Annotated in this window: 27 protein-coding genes; 12 read left to right on the top strand and 15 right to left on the bottom strand. The window is 68.5% G+C overall.

The genetic code is table 11. The features are described 5' to 3' along the window. Position 1 precedes the first annotated feature (1 nt). The 4 genes from ACFY1E_RS47040 to ACFY1E_RS47025 are packed head-to-tail and all read right to left on the bottom strand — an operon-like array spanning position 2 to position 4,494. Positions 2-1,027 carry a 3-oxoacyl-ACP synthase III family protein gene (locus tag ACFY1E_RS47040; RefSeq protein ID WP_389088565.1) on the bottom strand — a complete coding sequence of 342 codons (1,026 nt, stop codon included), beginning with the start codon at positions 1,025-1,027 and terminating at the stop codon, positions 2-4. Continuing rightward, positions 1,024-1,677, bottom strand: a complete 654-nt coding sequence (locus ACFY1E_RS47035) for an SRPBCC family protein (protein ID WP_389088563.1) — start codon at positions 1,675-1,677, stop codon at positions 1,024-1,026. Before ACFY1E_RS47035 ends, ACFY1E_RS47040 begins: the two co-directional genes overlap by 4 nt. Continuing rightward, a complete protein-coding gene (locus ACFY1E_RS47030) occupies positions 1,649-3,418 on the bottom strand; it encodes a thiamine pyrophosphate-binding protein (RefSeq protein ID WP_389088560.1) in 1,770 nt (589 codons plus the stop codon). The genes ACFY1E_RS47035 and ACFY1E_RS47030 overlap by 29 nt, the downstream gene beginning before the upstream one ends. Next, entirely contained in the window at positions 3,415-4,494 is a 1,080-nt protein-coding gene (locus ACFY1E_RS47025) for a GlxA family transcriptional regulator (protein ID WP_389088558.1), read from the bottom strand. The genes ACFY1E_RS47030 and ACFY1E_RS47025 overlap by 4 nt, the downstream gene beginning before the upstream one ends. A gap of 510 nt (positions 4,495-5,004) precedes the next feature. On the opposite strand from ACFY1E_RS47025, the gene ACFY1E_RS47020 reads away from it, so the two are divergent. Beyond that, a complete protein-coding gene (locus ACFY1E_RS47020; protein WP_389088556.1) occupies positions 5,005-6,249 on the top strand; it encodes an IS256 family transposase in 1,245 nt (414 codons plus the stop codon). 498 nt (positions 6,250-6,747) lie between these two features. Here ACFY1E_RS47020 and ACFY1E_RS47015 read toward each other — a convergent pair whose 3' ends face one another. After that, positions 6,748-7,077 carry an antibiotic biosynthesis monooxygenase family protein gene (locus ACFY1E_RS47015; RefSeq protein WP_389088553.1) on the bottom strand — a complete coding sequence of 110 codons (330 nt, stop codon included), beginning with the start codon at positions 7,075-7,077 and terminating at the stop codon, positions 6,748-6,750. A gap of 23 nt (positions 7,078-7,100) precedes the next feature. Next, positions 7,101-8,315, bottom strand: coding sequence for an RNA-guided endonuclease InsQ/TnpB family protein (locus ACFY1E_RS47010; RefSeq protein ID WP_389088551.1), 1,215 nt, complete (start codon positions 8,313-8,315; stop codon positions 7,101-7,103). Between the two features lie 48 nt (positions 8,316-8,363). Between ACFY1E_RS47010 and tnpA the strand changes: the two genes are divergently transcribed. The 4 genes from tnpA to ACFY1E_RS46990 all read left to right on the top strand — a co-directional run bounded on the left by tnpA (position 8,364) and on the right by ACFY1E_RS46990 (position 12,632). Further along, positions 8,364-8,792, top strand: coding sequence for an IS200/IS605 family transposase (gene tnpA, locus ACFY1E_RS47005; RefSeq protein ID WP_389088549.1), 429 nt, complete (start codon positions 8,364-8,366; stop codon positions 8,790-8,792). Positions 8,793-8,907: 115 nt separating this feature from the next. Beyond that, positions 8,908-9,987, top strand: a complete 1,080-nt coding sequence (locus tag ACFY1E_RS47000; RefSeq protein ID WP_389088547.1) for an FAD-dependent oxidoreductase — start codon at positions 8,908-8,910, stop codon at positions 9,985-9,987. A gap of 721 nt (positions 9,988-10,708) precedes the next feature. Further along, complete coding sequence (locus tag ACFY1E_RS46995) at positions 10,709-11,566, top strand: NAD-dependent epimerase/dehydratase family protein (protein ID WP_389088544.1); 858 nt, start codon at positions 10,709-10,711, stop codon at positions 11,564-11,566. A 166-nt stretch (positions 11,567-11,732) separates the two neighbouring features. Then, the gene (locus ACFY1E_RS46990; RefSeq protein ID WP_389088541.1) at positions 11,733-12,632 is read left to right on the top strand and encodes a LysR family transcriptional regulator; all 900 of its coding nucleotides are present in this window, start codon (positions 11,733-11,735) and stop codon (positions 12,630-12,632) included. A gap of 243 nt (positions 12,633-12,875) precedes the next feature. Here ACFY1E_RS46990 and arsM read toward each other — a convergent pair whose 3' ends face one another. Continuing rightward, on the bottom strand, positions 12,876-13,772 hold the full coding sequence (gene arsM, locus ACFY1E_RS46985) for an arsenite methyltransferase (protein ID WP_389088538.1): 897 nt from the start codon (positions 13,770-13,772) through the stop codon (positions 12,876-12,878). Between the two features lie 104 nt (positions 13,773-13,876). Here arsM and ACFY1E_RS46980 point away from each other — a divergent pair, with 104 nt between their 5' ends. From ACFY1E_RS46980 to ACFY1E_RS46965, 4 genes are all read left to right on the top strand, one after another. Further along, complete coding sequence (locus ACFY1E_RS46980) at positions 13,877-14,251, top strand: ArsR/SmtB family transcription factor (RefSeq protein WP_389088535.1); 375 nt, start codon at positions 13,877-13,879, stop codon at positions 14,249-14,251. Next, on the top strand, positions 14,248-14,985 hold the full coding sequence (locus tag ACFY1E_RS46975; RefSeq protein ID WP_389088533.1) for an aquaporin: 738 nt from the start codon (positions 14,248-14,250) through the stop codon (positions 14,983-14,985). The genes ACFY1E_RS46980 and ACFY1E_RS46975 overlap by 4 nt, the downstream gene beginning before the upstream one ends. Positions 14,986-15,013: 28 nt before the next feature. Beyond that, on the top strand, positions 15,014-15,436 hold the full coding sequence (locus ACFY1E_RS46970) for an arsenate reductase ArsC (protein ID WP_389088530.1): 423 nt from the start codon (positions 15,014-15,016) through the stop codon (positions 15,434-15,436). Between the two features lie 142 nt (positions 15,437-15,578). Beyond that, entirely contained in the window at positions 15,579-15,716 is a 138-nt protein-coding gene (locus ACFY1E_RS46965; RefSeq protein WP_389088528.1) for a hypothetical protein, read from the top strand. Between the two features lie 619 nt (positions 15,717-16,335). Here ACFY1E_RS46965 and ACFY1E_RS46960 read toward each other — a convergent pair. Together ACFY1E_RS46960 and ACFY1E_RS46955 are read right to left on the bottom strand one after the other, a co-directional pair. Further along, entirely contained in the window at positions 16,336-16,842 is a 507-nt protein-coding gene (locus ACFY1E_RS46960) for an ATP-binding protein (RefSeq protein WP_389088525.1), read from the bottom strand. A gap of 375 nt (positions 16,843-17,217) precedes the next feature. After that, entirely contained in the window at positions 17,218-17,922 is a 705-nt protein-coding gene (locus tag ACFY1E_RS46955; protein ID WP_389088523.1) for a GAF and ANTAR domain-containing protein, read from the bottom strand. 272 nt (positions 17,923-18,194) lie between these two features. Here ACFY1E_RS46955 and ACFY1E_RS46950 point away from each other — a divergent pair, with 272 nt between their 5' ends. Further along, entirely contained in the window at positions 18,195-18,512 is a 318-nt protein-coding gene (locus tag ACFY1E_RS46950; protein WP_389088520.1) for a hypothetical protein, read from the top strand. Between the two features lie 246 nt (positions 18,513-18,758). Here ACFY1E_RS46950 and ACFY1E_RS46945 read toward each other — a convergent pair whose 3' ends face one another. The 3 genes from ACFY1E_RS46945 to ACFY1E_RS46935 are packed head-to-tail and all read right to left on the bottom strand — an operon-like array spanning position 18,759 to position 20,496. Next, complete coding sequence (locus ACFY1E_RS46945; protein WP_389088518.1) at positions 18,759-18,956, bottom strand: hypothetical protein; 198 nt, start codon at positions 18,954-18,956, stop codon at positions 18,759-18,761. A 5-nt stretch (positions 18,957-18,961) separates the two neighbouring features. Then, complete coding sequence (locus tag ACFY1E_RS46940) at positions 18,962-19,645, bottom strand: SDR family NAD(P)-dependent oxidoreductase (RefSeq protein WP_389088515.1); 684 nt, start codon at positions 19,643-19,645, stop codon at positions 18,962-18,964. Next, entirely contained in the window at positions 19,642-20,496 is an 855-nt protein-coding gene (locus ACFY1E_RS46935; RefSeq protein WP_389088512.1) for an oxidoreductase, read from the bottom strand. The genes ACFY1E_RS46940 and ACFY1E_RS46935 overlap by 4 nt, the downstream gene beginning before the upstream one ends. Positions 20,497-20,618: 122 nt before the next feature. Between ACFY1E_RS46935 and ACFY1E_RS46930 the strand changes: the two genes are divergently transcribed. Next, complete coding sequence (locus tag ACFY1E_RS46930) at positions 20,619-21,425, top strand: helix-turn-helix domain-containing protein (RefSeq protein WP_389088509.1); 807 nt, start codon at positions 20,619-20,621, stop codon at positions 21,423-21,425. Positions 21,426-21,527: 102 nt separating this feature from the next. Here ACFY1E_RS46930 and ACFY1E_RS46925 read toward each other — a convergent pair whose 3' ends face one another. The 3 genes from ACFY1E_RS46925 to ACFY1E_RS46915 form a co-directional block, all read right to left on the bottom strand. Beyond that, positions 21,528-21,965 carry a hypothetical protein gene (locus ACFY1E_RS46925; protein WP_389088507.1) on the bottom strand — a complete coding sequence of 146 codons (438 nt, stop codon included), beginning with the start codon at positions 21,963-21,965 and terminating at the stop codon, positions 21,528-21,530. Between the two features lie 61 nt (positions 21,966-22,026). Then, positions 22,027-22,263, bottom strand: a complete 237-nt coding sequence (locus ACFY1E_RS46920; protein WP_389088504.1) for a hypothetical protein — start codon at positions 22,261-22,263, stop codon at positions 22,027-22,029. Between the two features lie 37 nt (positions 22,264-22,300). Then, entirely contained in the window at positions 22,301-22,750 is a 450-nt protein-coding gene (locus tag ACFY1E_RS46915; protein WP_389088501.1) for a hypothetical protein, read from the bottom strand. Between the two features lie 636 nt (positions 22,751-23,386). Between ACFY1E_RS46915 and ACFY1E_RS46910 the strand changes: the two genes are divergently transcribed. Next, positions 23,387-24,745 (top strand): cytochrome P450, encoded by a 1,359-nt coding sequence (locus ACFY1E_RS46910; RefSeq protein ID WP_389088499.1) that lies wholly within the window; start codon positions 23,387-23,389, stop codon positions 24,743-24,745. The last annotated feature ends 87 nt before the right edge of the window (positions 24,746-24,832 follow it).

Below are 24,832 nucleotides of genomic sequence, written 5' to 3'. Positions count from 1 at the left end.
TTCATCCGTCAGCCCGCCCGCCGCGCCAACGCACGGCACCGGCACCGGCGAAGTCGCCTGCATGGGCGAATCCCCCGAGAACCACCAGGTCACCGTCCGTGACCTGGTGTGACCGGATCGCGCGGTCCAGGGTGATCGGGATCGCCGCTCCGAAGAGATTGCCGTACTCGTCGAAGGTGTTCAGATGCCGTTCGGCGGGTAATTGCAGCGCTTCTCGCCAGTTCCGCAGGAAGGTGCGGTTGGGCTGGTTGGTGATGAGGACGTCGATGTCGGTGGTCGTCACGCCGAGCCGCCGACACAGGTCAGTGACCACCTCCGGGACGAGGCGATTGCCGCGTGCCAGGACCTTGGCGACGCTGGAGTCGGTGAAGCCGATGCGCAGCTGGGACTCGCCCGGCTCCCAGTACTTGCGGCCGTCGTCGACCGCGACGGTCATGTCCCCGGCGTACTCGCCGATATGCCGGGTCTCCACGTCGAGCACCGGGCTGTCGGCCGACGTCGTCACATAGCCCACGCCGCAGCCATCGCCCGGGATGGCGGCCTGGGCGAGCCGGCGTACCTCGGACTGTGTGAAGCACTGTCCCGCGGCGCTCTGCGCATTGCAGATCAGCGCGGTCTTCGCGTCGGTGGTGCTCAGGATCTGCCGCGCCAGCTTCACCATGTACACGAAGGACGCGCAGCCCGCGTTGGCCACGTCGATGAGCCACTCCGGGTTCAGGCCCAGCCTACGTGCCACCTCGGTGCCGGCGCCCACGAAAGGCAGGTCCGGCAGCTGGCTGTGCACCAACAGCACGTCCACACCTCGGATCTCGTCCCTTCCATGCCGTTCGATCAGGGGCTGCACGGCCCGTTCGATCATGTCCGCGTTGGTCTCGTCCGCTGCCACGTGGTGCCGCATCGGCGGGACCTTGAACATGGGGTGGCTGCGCAGCTTGTCCTCGGCTCCGGGATACTCGGTGTAGAAATCCGCGGGGACCGGCTCGCCGGGCAGGTAGCTTGAGACGTCGGTGAGGCTGACCGTGGTCACTGCGCCACCGCCCTCACCGGAGCCACGCTGACCGGCAGACCATTGCGGTGGCGGTGTTCCAGGATCGCCTTCAGGTTGTTCATCTCCACGGTGTGCCCCGCGTAGAAGAGGTCCCAGAAGTCGCCCACCCAGGGGCGGTCCGGGCAAGGAGCCAGGTCAGGACTCGGGTTGTCGTCGTAGTACGGGTGTCGGCAGTTGGTCCAGGTGATCACCGATCCCGGCCTGTCGAGCACCAGGCGAGCCGGCACGACGCGCATCAGGTAGATCATCCACAGCTTTTCGCCCTGGTCCCAGGAGCAGTGGTAGTCGACGGTCATGGCCTCGGGGTGGGCGACCACCTTGCAGTAGATCCTGGTGTCGTCCTCAAGCCGGTCGTATCCGACCCACAGCCCCGGTGTATCGGCAGGCGCGAAGTCCCGCAGGCTGCACGTCCACTCCTCCAGGTGGTGGCCCTGGCGCAGGTAGTCGTAGACCTGCTCCGGGGGGCAGTCGACGTACTCGTGGATGGTGCAGTACTGCCCGTAGATCTGGTGGTGGGGGTAGACGGCATGGGTGAGTTCCATGCAGTGGGCGGTCAACTCCTCCTTGCCGGGGTTCTCGATCCGCATCAGACCGGGGATGTCAGCCAACGTGGACGACGCCTCGCTCATAGGAGCTCTCCTTGCTGTCGGTGGCTTCGGTGGCTTCGAGGAAGGACTGGAAGGGGCGGAACGGAGGGATCTCACCCGGGTCGCAGTCCAGCGCGACGAACGCCGGGCCGTCGCCCGCGTTGCTGCGCAGCAGAGCACGGCGCAGGTGCGCAGCGTCGTCGGCTCCTGTGACCTCCAGGGACGGGAAGGCCGCGGCCATGCCGGCGGCGAGGTCGGTCCGGGAGAAGAGGTCGTCGCCGCGGACGCCGCCCTGGAGATACTCCTCACGCACCGCGCACATGGCGTGGGCGTTGTTGTTGAAGACGACGAAGGTCACGGGTGCGGCGTACTCCACGGCCGTGTGCACTTCCATCCCGTGCATGAAGAAGGCCCCGTCCCCGGCAAGTACATAGGTGCGTCGGCCGGTGGCGAGCGCGGCGCCGATTGCGGCACCGAAGGTGTAACCCATGCCTCCCATGCCGACCGCCAGCACGAAGCGGCCGTGGCGCGGTGCCGGGAGCAGATGGACCGCACTGGCCCCCGCGTTGCCGGCGTCCACGAAGACGTGCGCATCGTGCGGCAGTGCCGCCTCCACCGCGGCGACCGCCTGGGCGTAGGGGATGGTTCGGCCTCGGGCCTGAGCATCCGGGCTCGGCACGAGCGCGGGAAGCGGGCCGGCGTGCTGAGGGCAGGCGCGTGAGCGTGGCGGGAGCCGGCCGGTCACCGCACGCAGCGTGTCCGGCAGGTGTCCGATCAGTGCGGTACCCGGCACGAACGGTGGTTCGGGATCCAGGCATACGACCTCGGTGGCGGCCAGGGCCCGTTCAAGGCCCCCGCGTGCCAGGACCGGCAGCCGGGTACCGACCAACAGGCACACATCCGCCCGCCGCAGACAGTCTTCGACGTTGGCATGGCCCATCACGCCGGCCACACCTGCGAATCGGGAATCGCTGTTGTCGAAGACGTCCTTGGCGTCGGGGGTGACCGCGACCCACGCGCCCAAGCGCCGGGCCAGTTCGGCTACCTCCGCACGCGCGTCCGCGGCGGCGACGCCTTCACCGGCGATGACGAGGACGCGGTCGGCCCGGCGAAGGGTGTCCGCCACGGCGGTGACGGCCACCGCGTCGGGGAGCACCGTCGATGCCGTCGGCTCCGACGTCGGCATGCTCGGCGTCTGTGCCGCGCCACGGCCGGGCAACTGGATCCGTGTCTGCTGCACGTCCTTGGGCAGCAGCAGGACCGCCGGCCCTCGCGGATGGGTCTGTGCCGCCGCCACCGCCCGGGGCAGCAACTCCGTGAGCGAGTCCGCATCATCGACCCGCGCGCAGAACCGGGAGACGGGTGCGAAGACCTCCCGGGCGTCGAAGGACCCCGCCTTGCCGCTGGTGTCCTGGAACGCCCCGTGGCCCTCCTGGCCGGTCGGCGGCTGACCCACCAGGGCCAGCACGGGTACCCGGGAGGCGTACGCCTCGGCCAGGCCAGGCAGGAGATTCAAGGCACCACCGCCCGAGGTGGCGGCAACGACGCCGATGCGCCCGGTGGTACGGGCGCATCCGTCAGCCATCGTGACGGCGGAGAACTCGTGTTTGGCGACGACGCCGCGGACGGTACCGGTGCGGTGAAGTGCGTCGTACAGGTCCTCGATGTTCGCGCCGCCGACCCCGAACACGTGGGTGGCGCCGACCCGGGCGAGCTCCCCCGCCAGGTAGTCGACCAGGCGTACCCTTCCTGCCTCCGGCAAGTGCGCGGTCGTCATGGTCATACGGGGCTCCTGTCCGTCTCGTGGTGCGGGTCGATGAAGCCGGAGGGCGAGATGAGCTGAAAGCGGTGCCGGTATTCCTTCGGGGTGAGTCCGAGGGTTCGCCCGAAGGAGCGGAAGAAGGTCTCGGTGGCGCCGAATCCGCAGCGGCGCGCTACCTGGCAGATCGTCAGATCGGTGGTTTCCAGCAGTTCGCGGGCGCGGGCTATACGCGTCCGCTCGATGTACTGGCCGGGGGTCGTGCCCGCCTCACGCCTGAAAACGCGGGCGAAGTGACGCAGGCTCATGTTGGCTCGCCTGGCGATCTCGGCAACCGGTAAGGGATTGTGCAGATTCTCCAAAATCCACTCCTGCGCAGCCCGGATCGGTGGATGGTCGGCCAACTGGGCGTCGAGGACGGCGCTGAACTGCGCCTGTCCTCCGTGCCGCTTGAGGAACAGCACCAGATACCGTGCCGTCTGCAGCGCGAGCGTCGCACCGTGATCGGCCTCCACCAGAGCCAGCGCCATGTCGATCCCCGTCGACACACCCGCGGAGGTCACAAAGGGGCCGTCCCACACGAAGATCGGCTCGGCGTCCACCGTCACGTCCGGATAGCGGTGGGCCAGCGCGTCGCTGTACGCCCAGTGCGTGGTCGCGCGTCTGCCATCGAGGAGGCCGGCCTCGGCGAGCAGAAAGGAACCGCCGCATACGGAGGCAACTCTGCGGGACCGGGCCGCTGCCTGACGGATCCAGGAGACCAACGCCGTTTCCTGGAGCGCACTGCTGAGGCCCCACCCGCCCGGCACGAGGAGCGTGTCGATCGGCCCCTCCCCCGCGTCCAGCGGGGCGGCCCCCACCATCATTCCGGAACTCATCCGCACCAGTGGTGCTTCGGCGGACACGAAGTCGATCCGGTAGGGGGCTCCCCCCGGGGCGAGAAACCGGTTGGCGGTCTCGAACACTTCGATGGGTCCGGTGATGTCCAGCGCCATTGCGTCCGCGTACACCACCACCACAACACGTCGCTCAAACACGATCACAGCCTGTATCGACCCACGGACTGGCTGCAATGACAGATCAGTGACGTATCCGGCCATCGCACCGGCCCAGAGTGCGAAAAGCCGGCGCTGGCCAGGCAGTTCGGTGCGTAGGCAGACAGCAGTGGGTGAGGCAGCTCACAGGGCACGGGTTGTGCCACCACTCCCCCGGCGGATGCCAACTCAACGGTGAACGTCAGCGAAGAAGCCCTGCCGCGTAACTGCCGTAGAACAAGCAACAGTTCGACGTGCAACGGGACACTGTCAGGCTTCGAAGCATCCGGTCATATCGCGGGCCGCCGACGGGTGTTCGGTCACTCGTCCATCGCCTCGCGGGACTCATCCAGGGCGGGATCGCACCTTCCCGTACAACCCGCAAGGTCCGTTCAATTTCAGCTGAGCGGGCTGCGTTGATGGCGTCCCTTGAAGTGGTGTAGCCCGGCGGGCTCCCGGAACGCGCGGGTGTCTGCCCGGGGCGTGCATCCGCTGACCGTGAATGCTCCCTGAACAAGGGCAGGCCACCGCGCAAGTCTCCCTGGTGAACGGCCAGTTCAACCGGAGGAGCACGCGATGGCCTTGTCCCAGTCTGAGCTGATGCGGCTGCTGGAGTCACTACGTCGGGCCGATGGAGTTGAAGCAATCAGGGTGGTGTGCGAGCGCATCCTGCAGGAGCTCATCGAGGCCGAGGCCACCGACGTGATCGGCGCCGCCCCGGGCGAGCACTCCCAAACGCGCACGACCTGGCGCAACGGACACCGCGAACGACTGCTGACCACGCAGGCCGGCGACCTGGACCTGAAGATTCCCAAGGTGCGGACCGGATCGTTCTTCCCCTCACTGCTGGAGCGGCGTCGGCGGATCGACCGGGCGTTGTTCGCCGTGGTGATGGAGGCCTACGTGCAAGGGGTCTCCACCCGCTCGGTCGATGACCTGGTCAAGGCGCTCGGTGCGGACAGCGGGATCTCGAAGTCCGAGGTCTCCCGGATCTGCAGCGAACTCGACGAAGAACTCGTGGCGTTCAAGGAACGGCCGCTGGATCACACCGTCTTCCCTTACGTCTTCCTGGACGCCACCTACTGCAAGGCCCGCGTGAATCACCGGATCGCCTCCCAGGCCGTGGTCATCGCGACCGGCATCTCCGCCACCGGGCACCGCGAGATCCTCGGTGTGATGGTCGGCGACAGCGAGTCGAAGCCGTTCTGGACGAAGTTCCTGCGCTCGCTTCGGGCCCGTGGCTTGGAGCATGTCCAGCTGGTCATCTCCGACAGCCACAGCGGGCTGGTGGCCGCGATCCGCACGGTCTTCCTCGGCGCGGCCTGGCAACGCTGCCGTGTTCACTTCGTCCGGGACGTCTTTGCGGTGATCGAAAAGGGTTCCGGGGAGATGGTGGCGGCCACCATCCGCACCATCTTCGCGCAGACTACCTCCGTGGCCGTTCGCACCCAGCTGAACGTGGTAGCCGACATGCTCGGACGACAGTTCCCGCAGGTCAAGAAGATGCTCCTGGACGCCGCACCGGACATCACCGCGTTCGCCGACTTCCCGCCGGCGCACTGGAAGAAGATCTGGTCGACCAACCCGCTGGAGCGGCTGAACCGAGAGATCAAACGGCGGGCCGACGTCGTCCAGGTCTTCCCCAATCCCGCCGCCCTGGACCGGCTGGCCGCCGCTGTCCTGGCCGAACTCCACGACGAATGGCAGGTCTTCGACCGGCGCTACCTCTCCGAAGCCTCCATGGCCGAACTCTTCACCACTCAGCCAACCCCGGCCGAGCCGCAGATCACCCCACAACCGGAATCCAAACAGCTGCCGTGACTACACCACCCAGCGGGACATGACCGCTGCGTTTCCCGTCTGCGCAACGTTTCCCGCCTGCGCAACACTTTCGCCTCGGGTGCACAGCCGGTATGTACGCCGACTCGCCCACACCGCGGTCGGCGGGGCGTCCAGTCGTGATCGAGCTACAGGCCCGGCGGTTCCGCTGCCGCGAACGCACCTGCGCGCAGGCGACGTTCGCTGAGCACGTCGACGGGCAGGACCTTCCGCCACGGACGACGCAGTACTGGACTGCAAACGGTCCTGCAGCAGCTGACGGTGATGCCGGCCGGTCGTGCCGGCGCCCGCCTGGCCCACACGCTCGCCGTACAAACGAGTCGGTCAACACTCCGGCGCCTGATACGCCGCATGCCAGCGCCTTCAACCCCCACGCCGCGCGTGCCGTGGCCACGAGGTATGACAAGCTCGAGTTGGTCACCGGGCCACGCCCGCACAGTTTCTGCCCTCGGGCCAGGGGTCGGTTGCCGGTCCCTTCGGTCACGCGCCGCCCCTCTCGAAGCCGTGGCTGTGCTCGACCTTGGCGATGTGCAGGGAGTACCGCTCGTACCAATGCTCCCGCCCGTACGCCTTGGCAGCCCGGTGCTCGGTGTGGTTGCTCCATTCCTCGATCCCGGCCAGATCCCGGAAGTATGCGACGGTGGCGGAGAGCCCGCCGGGCGTGCGGGCGGAGTCCTCGCCGAGGAACCCGGGAACCTCCTCCACCAGCTCGCCCATGCGCCGGGCGGTCTCGCCGTATCCGCCGTCCGCCTCGGTACGGAGGGAGGTGAAGACGACGACGCGTAGTAGGGCGGCTCGTGACTCCTCCACCCCGTAAACGGGGTGGCTTCTCGCTAGGCGGGTTGAGCTTCGCGACGGACCAGCCCGGCCCGTAGAACGTTGATTGCTCCCACTGTGTCCGCGTGCGCGCTGTGGCCACACGAAACGCAGTGGAACTTCTCCTGTGTGGGCCGGTTCTCCTGGGCGGTGTGCCCGCATTCGGGGCACCGCCGGGAGGTGTTGCGGGGGTCCACGGCGATCACTTCCCGTCCGGCGCTTTCAGCCTTGGCGTGGAGGATTGCGAGGAACACCCCCCATCCGGCATCAGCGATCGAGCGGTTGAGCCCGGCCTTCGCGGCGGCCCCGTTGGGCAGGAACGCACCCCGGTTGTCGGGGTCGGGCTTCGGCGCGGGGGCCTTGCTCATGTTGCGGATCTTGAGGTCTTCGTGCGCAATGACATCATGCTCACGGACCAGCGTGAGGGCGGTTTTGTGCGCGTGGTCAAGCCGCTGGCGTCGCACCTTGCCATGCAGCTTGGCGACCTTCTCCACGGCACGCTGATGGTTGGCCGTACGGTCCGTGGCCTTGCGTCGCGGGTATCGGGACAGGGCCTGTTGCGCGGCTTCGAGCTTCGCGGAGGCCTTTCGTCCATACCGCGGGTTGGGAGCGAAGGAGCCGTTCGAGTCGGCGAGGAAGTTCGCGCTACCCACGTCGATGCCGACGACACTGCCGGTTGCGGGCAGCGGGTCGGGCTGTGTCTGCTCCACTGTCAGCACGACGAACCACTTACGGCCCTCGCGCTTGACGCTGACGGTCTTGACCTTGCCCGCCACCGGCCGGTGCTGGTTGACCTTGACGTGCCCGACGCCCTGGAAGCGGACGCGGGTGACCGGGGTGTGCGGTGTGCTGTCCCAGCGGCAGCCGTCCCCGTCCTTGGGGAAGTCCACCGTGTCGAACCAGTTCACACCCCGAAACCGCGGGTATCCGGGCGCCTCGCCGGCCTTGAGGCGGCGGAAGAACGCGGCGAACGCCTTGTCGAGCCGCCGCAAGGTGGCCTGCTGGCTGGAGAAGGACCAGCGGCCCTGACGTTCCGGGTCGAGGGCCCGGATGTCCTTGAGCTGCGCGGACTGCATGGCGTACATGACGCTCGTCTTCGACACGTGCCGGTAGGCGTCGCGGCGTTCCTGCAACGCGCCGTTGTAGAGGCAGCAGTGATCCCGCAGCATCTCGGACAGGGCCTGGTCCTGACGGACGGTGGGCCGCATGAGGAACTTGTACGCACGGATCATTCAGCCCACCCCCTCCGTTTGGGCCGACCGAGATTCTATCATTGGTCCATGTCACCACGCTGGGGACCAAACCCCGATGTACGGCGCGGCCGTCACGTCGTCTACAACCTGCACGCACACTTGGTGTTTGTCACCAAGTACCGGCGGACCGTCTTCAACGACGAGATGCTGACGCGCTGCGAAGAGATCATGCGAAAAGTCTGCGCGGACTTCGAGGCCGACCTGATCGAGTTCAACGGCGAAGGAGACCACGTGCACCTGCTGGTGCACTACCCGCCGAAGGTTGCCCTGTCGAACCTGGTCAACTCCCTCAAAGGAGTCTCCTCGCGCCGGTTGCGGCAGGAGTTCACCGGCCGAGTGAACCAGGCGATCATGCACGGCCGGTTCTGGTCCGGCTCCTACTTCGCCGGAAGCTGCGGCGGTGCGCCACTCCAGATGGTCAAGGACTACATCGAGAACCAGAAGCGGCCGGACTGAGCGCGGCTACCGTCGCAGAGCATTCTGGAGCGGTGCTGCCGGCGCTCCCCGCCGCAGGACTCAGGATCGGATTCCCTCCCCGCCTGAAGGCGCGGATTCCCTCCGAAGAAGAGGGATGGGCCGCGACAAGCCCGGCAACATCCTCAACCTGTGGCCGCCGCCCTTGAAGGCACTCCGGGCACTCGGAGTGGACACCGAAGACCTCGGCTCCCCCACGGACACCGAGTTCCGCAACCTCCGTGGCGTGCGCGCGCACGTCAAGCAGGACCCGGAGACCAGGCGCGCCTACGGCGGCGGGTTCATCGGACTGCTACGACCCGAACTGTACGAGCGGATGCTCGCCGCCATCCCACCGGACACCCTCCGGTTCAACCAGCACGTGACACACATCGAGCAGAATGAACAGACGGTCACCCTGCACTTCGCCGACGGCGCCACAGCGGAGCACGACGTACTGGTCGGCGCCGACGGCATCGACTCACTGGTACGACGCACGCTGTGGGGGGACACACCCAAGCGCGAACACCGACTGCACATCTTCGGCGGCTCCACCTTCACCGACGTTCCCGGCACCGAACCGAACATGAGTGTTCTGACGCACAGCAGGACGGTGCAGGGAAGCTGGACAACGATCCGGCACAAAGGCCGCGACGGATTCCAGTGGTGGGTGCTCACCGCCACCGACCCCGACGCCCCGGCGCCGTCCGACTTCAAGGCCGCAGCCACCATGCTGGCTGCCGAGTTCCCCGCGCCCCTGCCCGGGCTGATCGCACAGACAGAGCGGGACAACGTCCAACGCTGGGTGCTGCGCGACCGGCCCCGCCTGAAGCAGTGGTCCAAGGGACGGTCCACCCTCGTGGGCGACGCAGCACACCCGACCTCGCCCTACGCCGCCTACGGCACCGGAATGTCCATCGAAGACGGCTACTTCCTCGGCCGGGCCCTGCGCGGCGTGAACCTCACCGACCTCGCCGCCGTACAGAATGCGCTGCAAAGCTACGAGGACCCGCGCAAGCCTCACACCGCTCGGCAGGTCCAGCAGGCATGGATTCTCGGCAAGGTCTTCCACCACACGCCGGCACCACTGCGGCCTGTCCGGGACTTCATCCTCGATCACACCCCGCTGCTGCAGAAGGCCGCAGGCGACACCAACCCCCGCGAGATCCAGAAGCAACTGGCCCTCATCCAAGACTGACGTGCCGCCGGACAAGCACGTGCTGGCCATCAACTCCCGACCGCCGGGGCGACTCCTGTCGCCGCTGCCCGGGACACCGAGGGAGGAAGCCGCATGCGAGACACAGACCACCAACACGTAGCTGAGGCCCTGGACCTCGATGCTGACGTGCCGATGCCATGCACACCCTCGCTTCACGTGACACTGTCGACACGCCCCGTTCGGGGCCGGGTTCGTCGTGCGACCCGAGGCACGCGAGGCATCGTGTTCAGCACTGCCGCCGAATGGTGCCGTCCGGAAGTCCAGGTCAAGTTGGAGCAGGTACTGGACCGTTGGGCGAGTGATCAGGCGGCTTCTGACATCACATAGCCGTGGGCGAGGTGCCGTATCTCCTACGAGGCGGCCTGACCAGCCGCCCGCGGCCGAGGCGGCCCGTGAACTGGTGAAATGGCCCGCGGCGACGTGGCTGCCCCGGCCTGCCGGGAGCTTCGATGGTCTTTGCACGGTGCTGGATCTCGGGAAGAGCGCTGTGGTCAGCATCCGGCCATGCAAGGGCGGATGTCCAAGACCTCTTCTGCCCATGCTGATGCCCGACGGGCATCAGCATGGGTGCCTGCGGCCACTGGCGCATGCGTGATGCCTGACGGGTATCAGAGGCGCCGAAAGAGGTCTTGGACGGAGTGCCGTCGCCGGACGGAGGCTGTGGGGGCAGGACATCGAGCCACTGACAGGAGCCAAGACCATGAGGGTTTTCCTCACCGGCGGATCCGGATACATCGGCAGGGCAACCATCGGCGCACTGATCCGGCAGGGACACACCGTGGAAGCCCTGGCCCGCAGCGACCGCGCCGCCGAGACCGTCCGCACCCTCGGCGCGACACCGGTGCGGGGCGGGCTTGGGGACCTCGGCATGCTGAACGCCGCGGCTGCCCGCGCGGAGGCCGTCGTACACCTGGCACAGGCCGAGACCGGTGCCGAGGACCTGGAGGCGGCCGGTGCCATGCAGGACGGCATCGGCAGCGGCCCCTACGTGCACACGGGCGGAACCTGGGTCTACGGCGACACCCAGGGTGTGGCGGACGAGAGCGCCCCGTGGAACCCGCCGTCCTTGGTCGCCTGGCGCAAGCCCGTGGAGGACGCCGTCCTTGAACGCGCCCAGCGCGGTGGCCGCCCCGTCGTGGTACAGCCCGGCCTGCTGTACGGCGGCGAGAACCGACTGATCGACATCTTCTACACCACCCCCGGCAAGGAGGCCGGCGCCATGCCCTACATCGGCAACGGCACCAACCGCTGGGCGCTGGTGCACATCGACGACATCGCCGAGCTGTACGTCGCCGCACTCAAGGCGAAGCCGGGGTCGGTGTACGTCGGCGCCGGCGGTGTCAACCCCACCGCCAAGGAGTGCGCCCTGGCACTGAGCCGGGCCGCGGGCATCGAGGGCAAGGTCGCGTCGATCAGCCTGGAACAGGCACGCGAACAGATGGGCCCGATCGCCGACGCCTTCGCTCTGGACCAGCAGTTCTCTCCGGCCAGGGCCAGGAAGGAACTGGGCTGGATGCCCGCCCACACCGACCCTGTGGCCGTTCTCGCCCGTGGCTGAGCACGCCTGCGCACCGCCGGCCGACAGCGTCTGCGGCGGTCCACGCCCGCCCGGTAGATTGGTGATCGACTGCCATGGCCGTGCCGGAGGACGTCCTCGACGGCCATGGTCCACAACGGCTGACCGACCAGGTGCGCCGTGGCGACGAAGCAGGCGGTGATTCCCGGTGGATCTTGATCTGCGAAAGCTGCGCTATTTCGTGGCCGTGGCGAAGGAACTCCATTTCGGGCGGGCCGCGGAGCAGCTGCACATCGCCCAACCGGTGCTGTCCCGGCAGATCCGCAGCCTCGAGGAGGATCTCGGAGCAGAGGTGTTCGACCGTGGCCGCCGCGGGACGCTGCTCACTCCGGCGGGAGAACAGCTGCTGGAGGACGCCCTCCCCCTGCTCGCCTCCGCCCAGGCTCTGATGAGGCGCGTGAGATCGGCGGCCCAGGGCACACAGTCGCTGACCATCGGCTTCATGCCCGGCATCACGGTCACCCCGGCCATGGTCGCCTTCACCGCGCACCATCCGGACGTGAACGTGCGCCTGCTGCGCACCACTTGGGACGACCAGGTGGAGGTGCTGCTGGACGGCCGGGCCGACGTCAGCATCGTGCGCCTGCCCATTGACCGCAACGGTCTGCAGATGCGTCCGCTCTTCCGGGAGCCCCGCGTCGTCATGGTGCCGACGGGTCACTCCTTGGCCGGCAGGACGTCAGTGAGCATCAAGGAACTCGCTGCCGAGCACCTCCTGCAGGATCCCCAGGCCGTTCCCGAGTGGCGCGACGTGGCACTGGAACTGCAGGGCGGGCGGCGCCCCGAGGTCCCGGTGATCCACCAGGTGGAGGAGAAACTCGAACTCGTGGCCGCCGGAGCGGGTGTCTGCGTGCTCCCGCTGTCGACCGCCAACTTCTACACCCGGCCGGACGTGATCCCGCTGCGCGTGGAGGACATCGGCCCCAACGAGGTGGCCCTGGCGTGGGTGGCGGCCCGCCGCTCCCGCCTCATCCACGACTTCGCCCAGGCCGCCGCCGACACCCTCGCCGGGCCCCACACCCACGAGCCGCAGCCGTCTTCGGACTGACCGGTTTGCCCGCGGACCGGGGCTGCTCGCCTCCAGCCGAGGGCGGCGCACTCGCCGGGCGAGTTCGTCGCCGCCCAGCGGCAGCCGTGAATCCGCCAGGAGCACGGCCGCACGCCTGCGGCAGCCAGCCGAGACGGCACCTCACTCCTGTGGCCCGAGTGATCAGCCGTCGTACCGGTGGACCAGGCACAGCGACTTCCCTCTCAGGGCCCCGGCATCCCGCGTTCCGGGCAAGAAGCCCGGTCAGCTCTGGCAGCCGCATCCCGAGGCCGTCTTGGCCTCGGTCACGGTCACGGCCGGGTCCTGGGAGCTCTCGGCCGAGGTGCAGCAGGCGTTGACCCCGCAGCATGCGCCCTCCGCCTGCCCGGAAGCCGACGAGGACGTGACCGTCTGCGGTTTGATGGCGCGGACGATCGCGGAGTGCATGCCGTCAGCGACCGGATGCGTCGGGGTGATCTCGACCTCGGTGAACCCTGCGGCCTCCAGACCCGTGCGGTACTCGGTGAAGGACAGCGCACCGGCGATGCAGCCGACGTAGTCACCGCGCTCGGCGCGCTGCCCGGAGGTGAGGGCGTCGTCGGCGACGACGTCGGAGACGCCGATCCGGCCGCCGGGCCTCAGCACACGGTAGGTCTCGGCGAACACGGCCGGCTTGTCGGTGGACAGGTTGATCACGCAGTTGGAGATCACCACGTCGATGGTGTTCGCGGGCAGCGGGATCGCCTCGATGGTGCCCTTGAGGAATTCCACGTTCGCAGCGCCCGCCTTCTCGGCGTTGGCGAGGGCGAGTTCGAGCATCTCGTCGGTCATGTCCAGTCCGTACGCCTTGCCGGTCGGCCCGACGCGGCGGGCGGACAGCAGGACGTCGATGCCGCCGCCGGAGCCGAGGTCCAACACCCGCTCGCCTTCGCGCAGTTCGGCGACGGCAGTCGGATTGCCGCAGCCGAGCGAGGCGGCGACGGCCTCGGCCGGCAGTGCGTCGCGGTCGTCGGCGGCGTAGAGGGTGGAGCCGAAGTTCTCGTCGACCTCGACAGGCTCGGGTCCGCAGCAGGCGGCGGAGCCCTCGGTGACCTTCACGGCTGCGGCGGCGTACCGCTGGCGGACGGTTTCCCGCAGGTCGGTGGTGGTCTGCTCGCTCATGGCTTCACTCCTGGATGACGGGCATGGCGGTGCCCGGAACGGCTTGTATTGACGTTCATTGATGCAACCTTGCGCCTTGAATCGAAAAACGTCAACATAGAGGTATGTCGAAACAAGAGCTTGAGGTGATCGGCCAGGACGCCGCCTGCTGCCCGGGGCTGTCCGCCGCGCCCCTGGACGAGGGGCAGGCGGCGGAACTGGCGAAGGTGTTCAAGGCACTGGGTGACCCGGTGCGGCTGCGGCTGATGTCCATGATCGCCTCGCGAGGAGAAGGCGGGGAGGTCTGCGTGTGTGAGCTGACACCGGCCTTCGACCTGTCCCAGCCGACGATCTCCCATCACCTCAAGCTGCTGCGACAGGCCGGGCTCATCGACTGCGAACGCCGCGGGACTTGGGTGTACTACTGGGTGCTGCCCGGTGTCCTGGACAAACTCGCCGCGTTCCTGACCGGCACGCAGCCCGCCGGGGTCGCGGCGTGAGCGCGCCGCTCGGCCGCCGGGTTGCCGCCGAGGCGATCGGGACCGGGCTGCTGGTGGCGGTGGTGGTCGGCTCCGGCATCCAGGCCACTGAGCTGTCGCGTGATGTCGGCGTGCAGCTGCTCGCCAACTCCCTGGCCACCGTGTTCGGTCTGGGCGTGCTCATCCTGTTGTTCGGGCCCATCTCAGGCGCGCACTTCAACCCCGCCGTGACCCTGGTCGCCTGGTTCACCAGCCGTCGCACCGCGGGCGGCCTCGCCCTGCGGGACGTCGCGGCATACGTGCCCGCCCAGGTCGCGGGCGCGATCGGCGGCGCGGCCCTGGCCGACGCGATGTTCGACGAGCCGCTGGTGAAGTTCTCCACCCACGACCGGTCCGCCGGCCACCTTCTGCTGGGCGAGGCCGTCGCCACGGCGGGACTGATTCTGCTGGTCTTCGGCCTGGCCCGGATCGACCGGCCCTCGCTCGCCCCGGCCGCGGTGGCCTCCTACATCGGGGCCGCCTACTGGTTCACCTCCTCCACGTCGTTCGCGAACCCGGCGGTGACCATCGGCCGGGCCTTCACCGACACGTTCGCCGGGATCGCGCCCGCCTCCGTCGCCCCGTTCATCGCCGCGCAGCTGCTCGGCGCAGCCCTCGGCCTCGCCGCCCTGACCGCCCTCTACGGTCCGCGCACCCATGCGACCCGTCGCTCGGTCAAGGTCCCGCACAGCGAACCCGAACCCGCCACTTCCTGACCGCGCACCCCCGAGAAAGACACCCACCATGAGCACTCCCGCCCCGCGCCCGTCGGTGCTGTTCGTCTGCGTCCACAACGCCGGCCGCTCCCAGATGGGCGCCGCCTTCCTCACCCACCTCGCCGAGGACCGGGTCGAGGTCCGCTCGGCGGGCTCCGCTCCCGCCGCCTCGGTCAACCCGGCCGTCGTGCAAGCGATGAAGGAGGTCGGCATCGACATCTCCGCCCAGAGCCCGAAGGTCCTGACCACGGAGGCGGTGCAGTCCTCGGACGTGGTGATCACCATGGGCTGCGGCGACGCATGCCCCGTCTTCCCCGGCAAGCAATACCTCGACTGGCAACTCGACGACCCCGCCGGCCAGGGCGTCGACGCCGTACGGCCGATCCGGGATGAGATCGAGCAGCGTGTGCGCGGCCTGCTCGCCGAGCTCGGCATCCCTACCACGAGCTGACCAAGCGTAGTCCGAAAGCGGGGGTGCTCACCCGTTTGGTCTACACATGGCTGGGCCCATGTGCGGCGTCACCCGTTCGGGCGCACGATGAAGTTGGCCAACTCGCCAACAGTCGTGATCGCTGGCTTCCTGGGGAGGCGTCGTGATCGTGATGGCTCTGTTCATCGTGTTGGTACCGCTGCTCATGCTGTTCGGGCTGCCCGCTCTGGAAGACCGCATGTTCCCGCCGCCATCGCCCCTGCCTGAGCGGGTGAAATCGGAGCAGGCTGAGTGCGAGTGACGCTCGGCGCACGGCCACCTGCGCCGGAGTGGCTGGTCGAGCCCGGCTTTCCGGGCGGGAGGCCGTGGCGTGCATGCGGGCGACTGCTGGGGCGCGGGCAAGCGCGCAGTGAGGTCACCCGGCAGCCGCCATGCCTTTGTCGACTGTCCGACGGAGGGACGGAAACGCAACGGTCATGCCAAGCCAGTGGCGTCCGACGTTCGGGACTGCTCGCCCATCGACCCGTCGCAGCGCAGCCTTGAGGTGTGGCCGCCGCTTCCTTGTTCACCGTGCTGCAAGTGGGAGACGAGCAGGCCGCCGTCGAGGCCAAGCCGAGTGAGCTGACTCCCGCCACAGGCTCGCATTGGGGCGGCCTCCTGCGCGGTGTGCCGGAACGACTCGCCGCCGCGATGCGACAGGGCGAAGAAGCCTGGTTGCGTTGGCCTGACGGACAACAACGTGGCATGCAGCTGGCAGGAGTGCCACACATCGACGCCCGGGGCACTGCTCACGGCCCTCCTGGGCGAGGAAGCTGTCCCTGCCGGGTGATGCCGCGAACAGACTCAGGAGGAAGGGGGCGCCGATCGAGGCTGGGCGCGCCTCTGTTGGGATGAGGGTGTGGCTCCCGCGGGCAGCGTTGTCACGAAGCCTGCCGTGACCGGCACGAAACCGAGGTGGGCAATGCCGTCGTGCCTGACGTGTCGTCGCGGGTCGGGGCGAGCCGTAGGTGAGCGGTGATCTCTTTGCCTGCCCCGCAAGGGGTGACGACGACGTGGTCGCTCACCGCATGCACCAGGTGTAGGCCGTGCCCGCCGATGCGGCGGTTGTCGGGGGGCTTGACCACCGGCGTGTCCGGGGAGGTGTCGAACAGGCTGATCGCCAAGTGGGTGCCGGTCAGCTGCAGCGTCAGTACACAGGGCCCGGGGGCGTGGCGCAGGACGTTAGTGATGAGTTCGCTGACGACGAGTTCAGCGTCCATCACCCGGGCTTCGGGTACCGGTGGGCGGCCGCCGCACGGGACGTGGGTGAGCACGGTGCGCACATCCCGGCGCGCCCGGACGGCGCGGATGGCGTTCGGACCCCACGCTGCGGCATAGCGCAGCGCGGCGTGCTTGTCCCTGCCCCGCTCGTCTGCCGCCTGCTTCATAAGCGGGATGCCCATGTGGAGCTCTTTCTGTTGACCACTCCCGGTCGATTAGCCGTTTGTGCGGCTACCCGGGCAGCGGACGCCTACACGGCCCGTACCCGGGCGCCCGTGCACACCGTCCCTCGCCCGCCCGGTGAGATCGGCCGCCATCGCCTGGTCGCCATCGCCTGTGACCTTTGCGGCACACGGTGCGCTGTAACCGTTCGCCAGTGATAATGGCCCGGCGCCCCGCTTCCCCCGTGCGGGTCATCGCCCACGGGGTCAGGCAGGTACACATCCCCCGTCGCCTGCCCGGCCCGTGGCCCGCCCCCGCGCGCAGCCCCAGGACCGCGTGCGGTCTGCCGTCGGCTCATCCAAGAAGCGGCTGCCGGGCGATCACTTCTCGCCGCGGTCGGCGCGGACGCGTTGGGCGACGTCGCGCAGCTTGATGTTGTGGTGCTGGGAGATGCGGCGCAGCACGTCGAAGGCGTCGTCCTCGCTCAGCTTGTGGCGTTCCATGAGGATGCCCATCGCCTCGCCGATAGCGTGCCGGGTCTTCATGGCGTCCTCGAGCTGGTCGATGGTGCGGGCGTCGGCCAGGGCCACGGCGGCGTGCGAGGCCAGCAGCCAGCCGGCGGTCTCGATGTCCTTGCCGAAGGCGCCGGGTCGGCGGGAGTACAGGTTCAGCGCGCCGAAGTCCTCGTCAAGTGTGTAGAGCAGCACCCCGGTCATACTGCCGATGCCGAGATCACGGGCCGCCGCGGCGAACCGCGGCCAGGTCGGCTGCGGTCCGGTGAGATCCGCGATGCGGAACACCCGCTCCCCGTCCGCGCCCTTCGCGCGCCGGGCCAGGTCGAAGCACGGCCCCTCGGCCAGCTCGCCCTGCAGCCGGTCGGACGCCTCGACCATCTCGCCACACGAGGACAGCGTGACCGCCCGGCCCTTGCGGATCGCCAGGATCCCGGCCGCATCGCAGCCCTCCACCAGCCGCACCGCCGAGGACGTGATCTCGTCCAGCGTCCCCTGCACCGAATCCTGCGCGAGCAGATTCCGGGCGAGCTGGGCCATCGCCTCGGCGAATTCCCGCCACTCCACCGCCATCACCCACCACGATCATCCACCCGATCACCGGTGCAGCCACCCTACCGCCGGCCCGCTCCGCCCCCACCGTGCCTACCGGCCACGACAGCGATGCGGGCCGTCGTGCGACGCCGGCCATCCGCGGCCCAGACCGACCGTGCCTCTCCCGGGTGGCGACGGTCTTGCCTTGGACCGCCGCCGTGTGAAGGGGATGTGACCGTGTTGCTGACCGTGACGTTGATCCGCCACCGTGGGGTAAGCGACCGTTCCCAGCCTCACGTCAAGGCGGTCGTATGCCTTCACCCCGCCCGTCCCGCTCCGTCCACCTGCTTGCGGCGGCTGCCGCAACCGAGCTGCCCCAGGCAGAACACGTCCAACTCCGTTGTGCGCTGGCCGCGCAGTCCACCATCCACATGGCTGAAGGTGCGCTGGCCGTACTCGGATCCGTACCGTTCGAGGATGCGAGACGGGTTTTGGCGCGCCTCGCCCGCACCCTCGGCCTGGACGTGTACACCGTGGCAGAACACGTGCTGACCCTGGCCCAGGCCGGCCCCGTACCCCAGACCGTGATCGATGAAATGCACCGGGTGCTGGCGCGATACCGGACGTGAGACGGCCGGCCGAGGTCCACCCGAAGCCTGAAGGCCGTTGCCCCCGTGCTCAAGCCCAAGACACTGGGTCCATGGAAAGCAGCGCCGGGAAGGCGCCTGGCAGCAGGTTGCGTATCTCCAGCACGATGACGCACGGCCGAGTGATCGTTCCGGCGGCAGGCGAGGTGGATCACACGACAGCGCCGCAGCTGAGCGCGGAGCTGGTCTCCACCGTGATCAGCCGCTTACTGGTAGCAAGGGGCCCGCTCAGCACGGTGACGCTGCCGCTGTCGCCGGCCGTGAAAGTGGTGGCCGCGGGGTCTTGCCGGTCTCCCAGGGCATGGGTGCGGCCATGGCCTGGAGGGCAAGGAAGGTGAAGGCGGCAGTGATCACGAACACGGCGGCAGCTGCCCGCTCGCGCGGGACGGTGGCGAGGTGGAGCGGGCTGACGTGGTCGGGGATCACGTTGGTTACGGCGCTCTGCCGGGAGTGGTGTCAGCGCAGGATGAGCAACGGTTGGTCGCGTGTGGTGTGGAGCTGCCACAATCGCCGGGCGACGTCGTCCGGTTCGGGTCTGGCGCCGGGCCCGATGGGGCCGACGACGGCATCTGCGCGGCGTACACACCGTCGTCGGCGAGCGCGTTGTGCAGCATACGGACGTACGCCGACTCGGCCGCGTAGGCGATTCCCGAGACCGCGCGGTCGGGGTGCGGTTCGACGGCGGCGCCACCGGTCGTGAACAGCAACGTGCCGCGTTTGTGGTGACGTAAGTCCGGCAGGACCGCGCGAACGGCCGCGATGGTGGCGATGACGCTCAGTGCCAGTGCATTTTCGGCGTCGGCGGGTGCGGTCTCGAGTACGGGCTTGATCCACTCAAGGCTCGGCCGCGGGCTGAACAGCATCGCCTCGATGGGACCCAGCCGCTCGCGCAGTCCGTCGACGGCCGCGGCGAGCGCCTGCTCGCCGGTGCCGTCCGCGGCTTCGATCGCTGTCGTCAGGCCTTGGGAGGCCAGGTCGGCGGCCATCATGTCCAGGTGTTCGGCGCTGCGCGCGATCAGCCCGACCGGATGTCCCTCGTGGCCGAATCGGCGGGCGGCCGCAGCACCCAGCCCGGGCCCGGCACCGATCACGACGAACGCGCCCAGGCTGCTCACACCCTCTCCAGGTCCGCGCTCTTGGTCAGCGCCTCGTTGGCGTCGATCTCGCCTCGCAGGCGTTCCAGGCGGGCGCGCGCTCCGGCGAGCGCGTCGGAGCCGAGCAGCAGCCGCAGGGGCGGTGCGTCGGCGTCCACGACCGCGGCGATGGCTGCGGCGGCCCGGGCCGGGTCGCCGGGCTGGCGGCCGGAGACGTCCAGCGTGGCCTGACGGCGCTTGCCCGCGGTCTGCTCGTAGTCGTCCAGGCGCGTCGGTGACTGCTGCATCGACGTCCCCGCCCACTGGGTGCGCAGGCCGCCGGGCTCGGCGATCGTCACCGTGATGCCGAGCGGCGCGAGTTCCGCCGCCAGCGACTCCGAGAGGCCCTCGAGTGCGAACTTCGTGGCGTGGTAGTAGCCGGTCGCGGCGAAGGCGGCCAGTCCACCGAAGGAGGAAACGTTGACGATGCGCCCCGAGCGGCGGGCCCGCATGCCGGGCAGCACGGCCTTGAGGACAGTCACCACGCCGTGCACGTTGGTGTCGTACAGGGCACGGACCGCGGAGTCCTCGCCCTCCTCGATGGCGGCCAGGTAGCCGTGACCCGCGTTGTTGACCAGTACGTCGATGCGCCCGAACTCTGCCTCGCAAGTCCGGACGGCCGCGTTCACCGACTCGAGGTCGGTCACGTCCAGCCGCAGAGCCAGCGCACGGTCGCCGTACCTGGCGGCGAGATCTGTCACGGAGGCGGCGTTGCGGGCGGTGACAGCCACCCGGTCACCACGCTCGAGAGCGTGCTCGGCCAGGGCGCGGCCCAGACCGCTGGAGCAGCCGGTGATCAGCCATACTGACGGTTCGTTGGTGTGGTTCGACATGCCTTCCATGGCAACAGCAAGCCGACTGTCGTGCCACGCCCCCTTGAGGCAGGCTCTCGCAGGGTCAGTTCCAGCTGCGGCGCAGCCGGGGTCCGGTCCCTGAGCGGCGATAAGCTTTCCGAATGGCCCGCGACGACAACCAACTCGGTTCCTTCCTGCGCAGCCGCCGGGAAAAGATCGACGCAGCCTCTGCGGGAGTCGTTGACAACACACGACGGCGGGTCAAGGGACTGCGCCGGGAGGAGCTGGCGCTGCTGGCCGGGGTCAGCCCTTCCTACTACGCCCGGCTCGAACAGGGCCGTGACCGGAATCCCTCCCGCGAGATCCTTGAGGCACTGGCCGGTGTCCTGCGTCTGGACGACACCGAGCGTGCCTACCTGTGGTCCCTGGCCATGCCGTCACCGACCCCCGTCGGCAAAGGCACCCTGCCTGCCCACACAGTGCGGCCAGGAGTCCTCCATCTGCTGGAGCGTTGGGCTGACCTGCCCGCATTCGTCGTCGCCCCCAACCGCGACGTACTGGCCGGCACCGCGCTGGCGGCCCGAGTGAACCCGGCATGGAGCCCGGGACACAACCTGATCGAGTTCACCTTCCTCGACCCGCGTGCGCAGGCTGTCTACCCCGACTGGGAGGAGATCGCCCTACAAGCGGTCGCGGGTCTGCGCGCCGCCGCGGCCTCGCGCGGCACAGAACTCGACGGCTTCGTGTCACACATGCGGGAGCGCAGCGAAACATTTCGGGCCCTGTGGGACTCCCACGACGTGTACGAGCGTGTGACGGGTGAGAAGCGGCTCGCCGTCGATACCGTCGGTATCCTCCGCCTCAACTTTGAGAGCTTCGCGCTCACCGGACCCGAGGGGCACGTCCTGTATGTGTACTTCCCGCGGCCCGGCAGCCCGGACGACGAAGCCCTGCGCGACCTTGCCTGACAGGCGGGTCTTCTCCCAGTGCAGACCCGTGCTTCGGCACGGGTCACACCTATTTTGAGATGGTCCTCACCCCCAGCGTGAACGCCGGAGCACTGGCCAAGATCAAAGGTAGATTTCGCGTGCGACGTATCGCTTCAGGCACCCTGTGGATCCCCGGCGGATCTTGCCCTCCGCGAGGCCTCGCCGCACGGACTCTCCGTCCGGACCTGCGGACCGCCCGCCGATGCCGACCAGCACGCGGGCGCCGGGCAGAGCCGGAGGGACCGAGGAGAAGTTGCCGTCGAACGGCACCAGGCCCTGCGCGGTAACCGTCCGCTCGACGACCAGCTCAGCCGGGAACGGCAACGCGGGAACCTCCAACAGCGGCTCAGCAGCAGCCAGTTCACCAACCGTGGCCTTCGTGCCGTCGAGGGTGCGACGACGTTCGTCCATCCGTACGGCGAGCTTGTCGATCCCGCTCTGGGCCTGCTCGACGCCCAGCCCCTCAGCGACGGAGCGCCACCACGGCTGGGCCGCCGAGTGATTGGCCTTCTCCGGCACGCCCTTGCGGTTGCCGCAGTGGGCGGGACAGATGTGGACCGAGACCTCGTATTCTCTGAACTTACTGCCGAGCCTTACTCGTGGTCACGATGTCGATGGCGACTCGGAGCGGTGTCTCCGCATTCCCCAGTAGTGCCCGGGTGATTGCGATCGACTGGATGACGCTCATGCCGCGCTCGGCCAGGAGGGCCTGGACAGCCTCCATTCCACCGCTCTCAAGGACTGGCCGGGACTCCTCGACAAGTGCGGCCCAGCGTGCGGCTTCCTCGGGGCGTACTCCGATCACGTGGTCAAACACGACTGCTTCCTTCCCGTGTTGAGCCGATGGGTTGGACTCACGCCTCGTCGGAGCTGACTGCTGTGCTCAGGGCCTTCACGGCGTCCTCGTATTGGTGGCGGTCGAAATGGAACGGACCGAACCCGGAGTAATCGCGCGTCTTGCGGTGGGGCTGTTCGAAGGAGTCCCAGGTCACGTGGTCAGGAGTCACAGTGATGTCGGCCATCAGCGGCCAGCATCCCCACTCACCGCATTCACAGCCGAGCAGCGGCGTCTTGGGCCCCATTGCTCCAGAGGATCGTCCGTGGAAATGGTCTTCCATCGGGCCGAACCGGAAGAACCGCGGGATAAGGCCCCCATAGGCGTTTCCGGCTGGTTGCATCCCAGCGTCCGTCTCGAACTGGTCGATCAAGTCCGTGAGTGGTGTTCCGTCGATGCACGGGACGACTTCGAGCACGCCACGATCAACATGGCGTCGACAGTCGAAGCGGATCTCCTGGCTGGACATGTGCTGATTGTCGCAGCTCGCTCCTTCCCTGTTCCTCCTGACTATGGCGGACAGTCATGGCCGGGCCCTTGGGCTGTGGAGGCCGGCTTCGGGGTGGGGATCGACGAGCCGGTAGGCCTCCCACGGATCGTTCGTGGCTACCAGCTCGCCGGCCAAAGGCACGGACAGGGCCGACAGGTCTCTCGATGACTCCACGGCCAGCCCAACGACGATCCCATCAAAGGGTCACTGACCTGCTAAGACGTCCCCAGTGGTTCAGCCAACGGATAGTACTTCGCGACCGGCGCGAGGACCGCCGCTGATCTGCCAGTTGAAGGGGTGACAGGGAACTTCGAGTCATTGGTCCAGCAACTGCTGCAGGCTTGCGGGGCCGGTGCGCGTCGCGGACGGTCTGGGCGCTGGTGAGCAGGGAGCGCACGTGTCCTTGAAGGACGCGGCCGTGACGCCGACGGCCACGGCCGGGCGATGAGGAATGAAGTGGCAGAGCAGTTCGCCGGGGTGACCGTCCTGATACCCGGCGCCGCAGGTGGCCAACCGGCTTGCCTCACGTGGCGCAGGACACGTTCATGACAGGATTGCAATGGGGAAGATTCAGGGCAGTCATGGGGCGCCATGACTGCCGTGAAGGGATCACTCGTGACGTCCACTGCGCCTCCCCCCATACCCCGGGCCGCAGGATCGTTTCCGCTCATCGGCCACGCGCTGAAGATGCGCGACAACCTCGGCTTCATCGACTCGCTGCGCGAGACACGGGAGCCACTCGTCGAGATCGTCCTGCAACCCGGGACCCGCACCATCGTGGTCCAGGACCCGGCCCTGATCCACCAGATGCTCAAACCCCTGGCCCCCAGCCTCGACAAGGGCCGGCTCTACGAGAAGCTGGGCCAGCTGCTGGGCGACAGCGTCGTCACCGCCACCGGCCGCGACCACGTGCGCAGGCGCCGCCAGCTTCAGCCCGCGTTCGCCCACACCGAGATCAGCCGGTACGTCGACCTCATGCGCGCCGAGGTGACGGCCACCGTCGCCGCCTGGGAGCGCGGGCAGCCCCTCGACGTACACGAGGCGATGGTCGGGCTCAGTCTCGACATGCTCGCCAAGACGGTGTTCGCCGGCAGCCTCGATGACGCCGTCTTCCGCCGGCTGCGCAGCAACGTGTCGGTGGTGATGAGTGGTGTCGGTCTGCGCATGATGCTGCCCGACTGGGCCGAGCGCCTGCCGCTGCCCTTCAACCGCCGATTCGACCAGGCCCGGGACGCGGTGCGCGCCACCATCAGCACCGCCGTCGACGAACTGCATGCCTCCGGGCACGACACCGGGGACATGCTCTCCATGCTGCTGCGCACCATCGACGAGGAGACCGGCGAGCCGCTGACCGCACATCAGATCTGCTCCGAGATCTTCCTCCTGGCCGTGGCGGGCACCGAGACGACCGCGTCCTTGCTGTCCTGGGCCCTGTACGAGCTCGCCCGCAACCCCGCCATAGAGGCCCGGGTCCTGGCAGAGCTGGACGAGGTCCTCGGCGAACGGCCCGTCACCTTCGACGACATGAGCCGACTGCCGTACCTGGACCGGGTGATCACGGAGACCCTGCGGCTGCACCACCCCGGCTGGCTGGTCACCCGCCGCACCACCGAGGAGACCCGGCTCGGCGAGTGGACACTGCCCGCCGGCACCGAGCTGGCCTACTGCCAGCACGCCCTGCACCGCGACCCCGAGCGCTTCCCCGACCCGCTCACTTTCGACCCGGACCGGTGGACCGACCCCGCTCAGGAGCCTCCGCCGGGCGCGTTCGTGCCCTTCGGGGACGGCAAGCACAAGTGCATGGGGGACCGTTTCTCCCTCACCGAGATGGTCACGGCACTCGCGACGATGCTGCGCTCCGTACAGCTGGAACTCGCCGAGGGCCAGATCATCCGCCAGGTCGCCCGGCTCACCGTACGGCCGCGCAACCTGCGGATGACCGTCCGCCCCCGAGCCAGGGTCGGCCTCTACTGACCTTGTTGGGGTGATGTCGTGAGGGTCGACACGTTGTGGTTGGCGCAGTAGGCCGGTCACATGAGGTATCCGCAAGGGGGAGGGCTG

This window comes from Streptomyces sp. NPDC001604, from assembly GCF_042893475.1.
GTDB lineage: Bacteria > Actinomycetota > Actinomycetes > Streptomycetales > Streptomycetaceae > Streptomyces.
The sequence above is the reverse complement of the archived record's forward strand: the minus strand, read 5'-3'. Positions and strand labels throughout refer to the sequence as shown.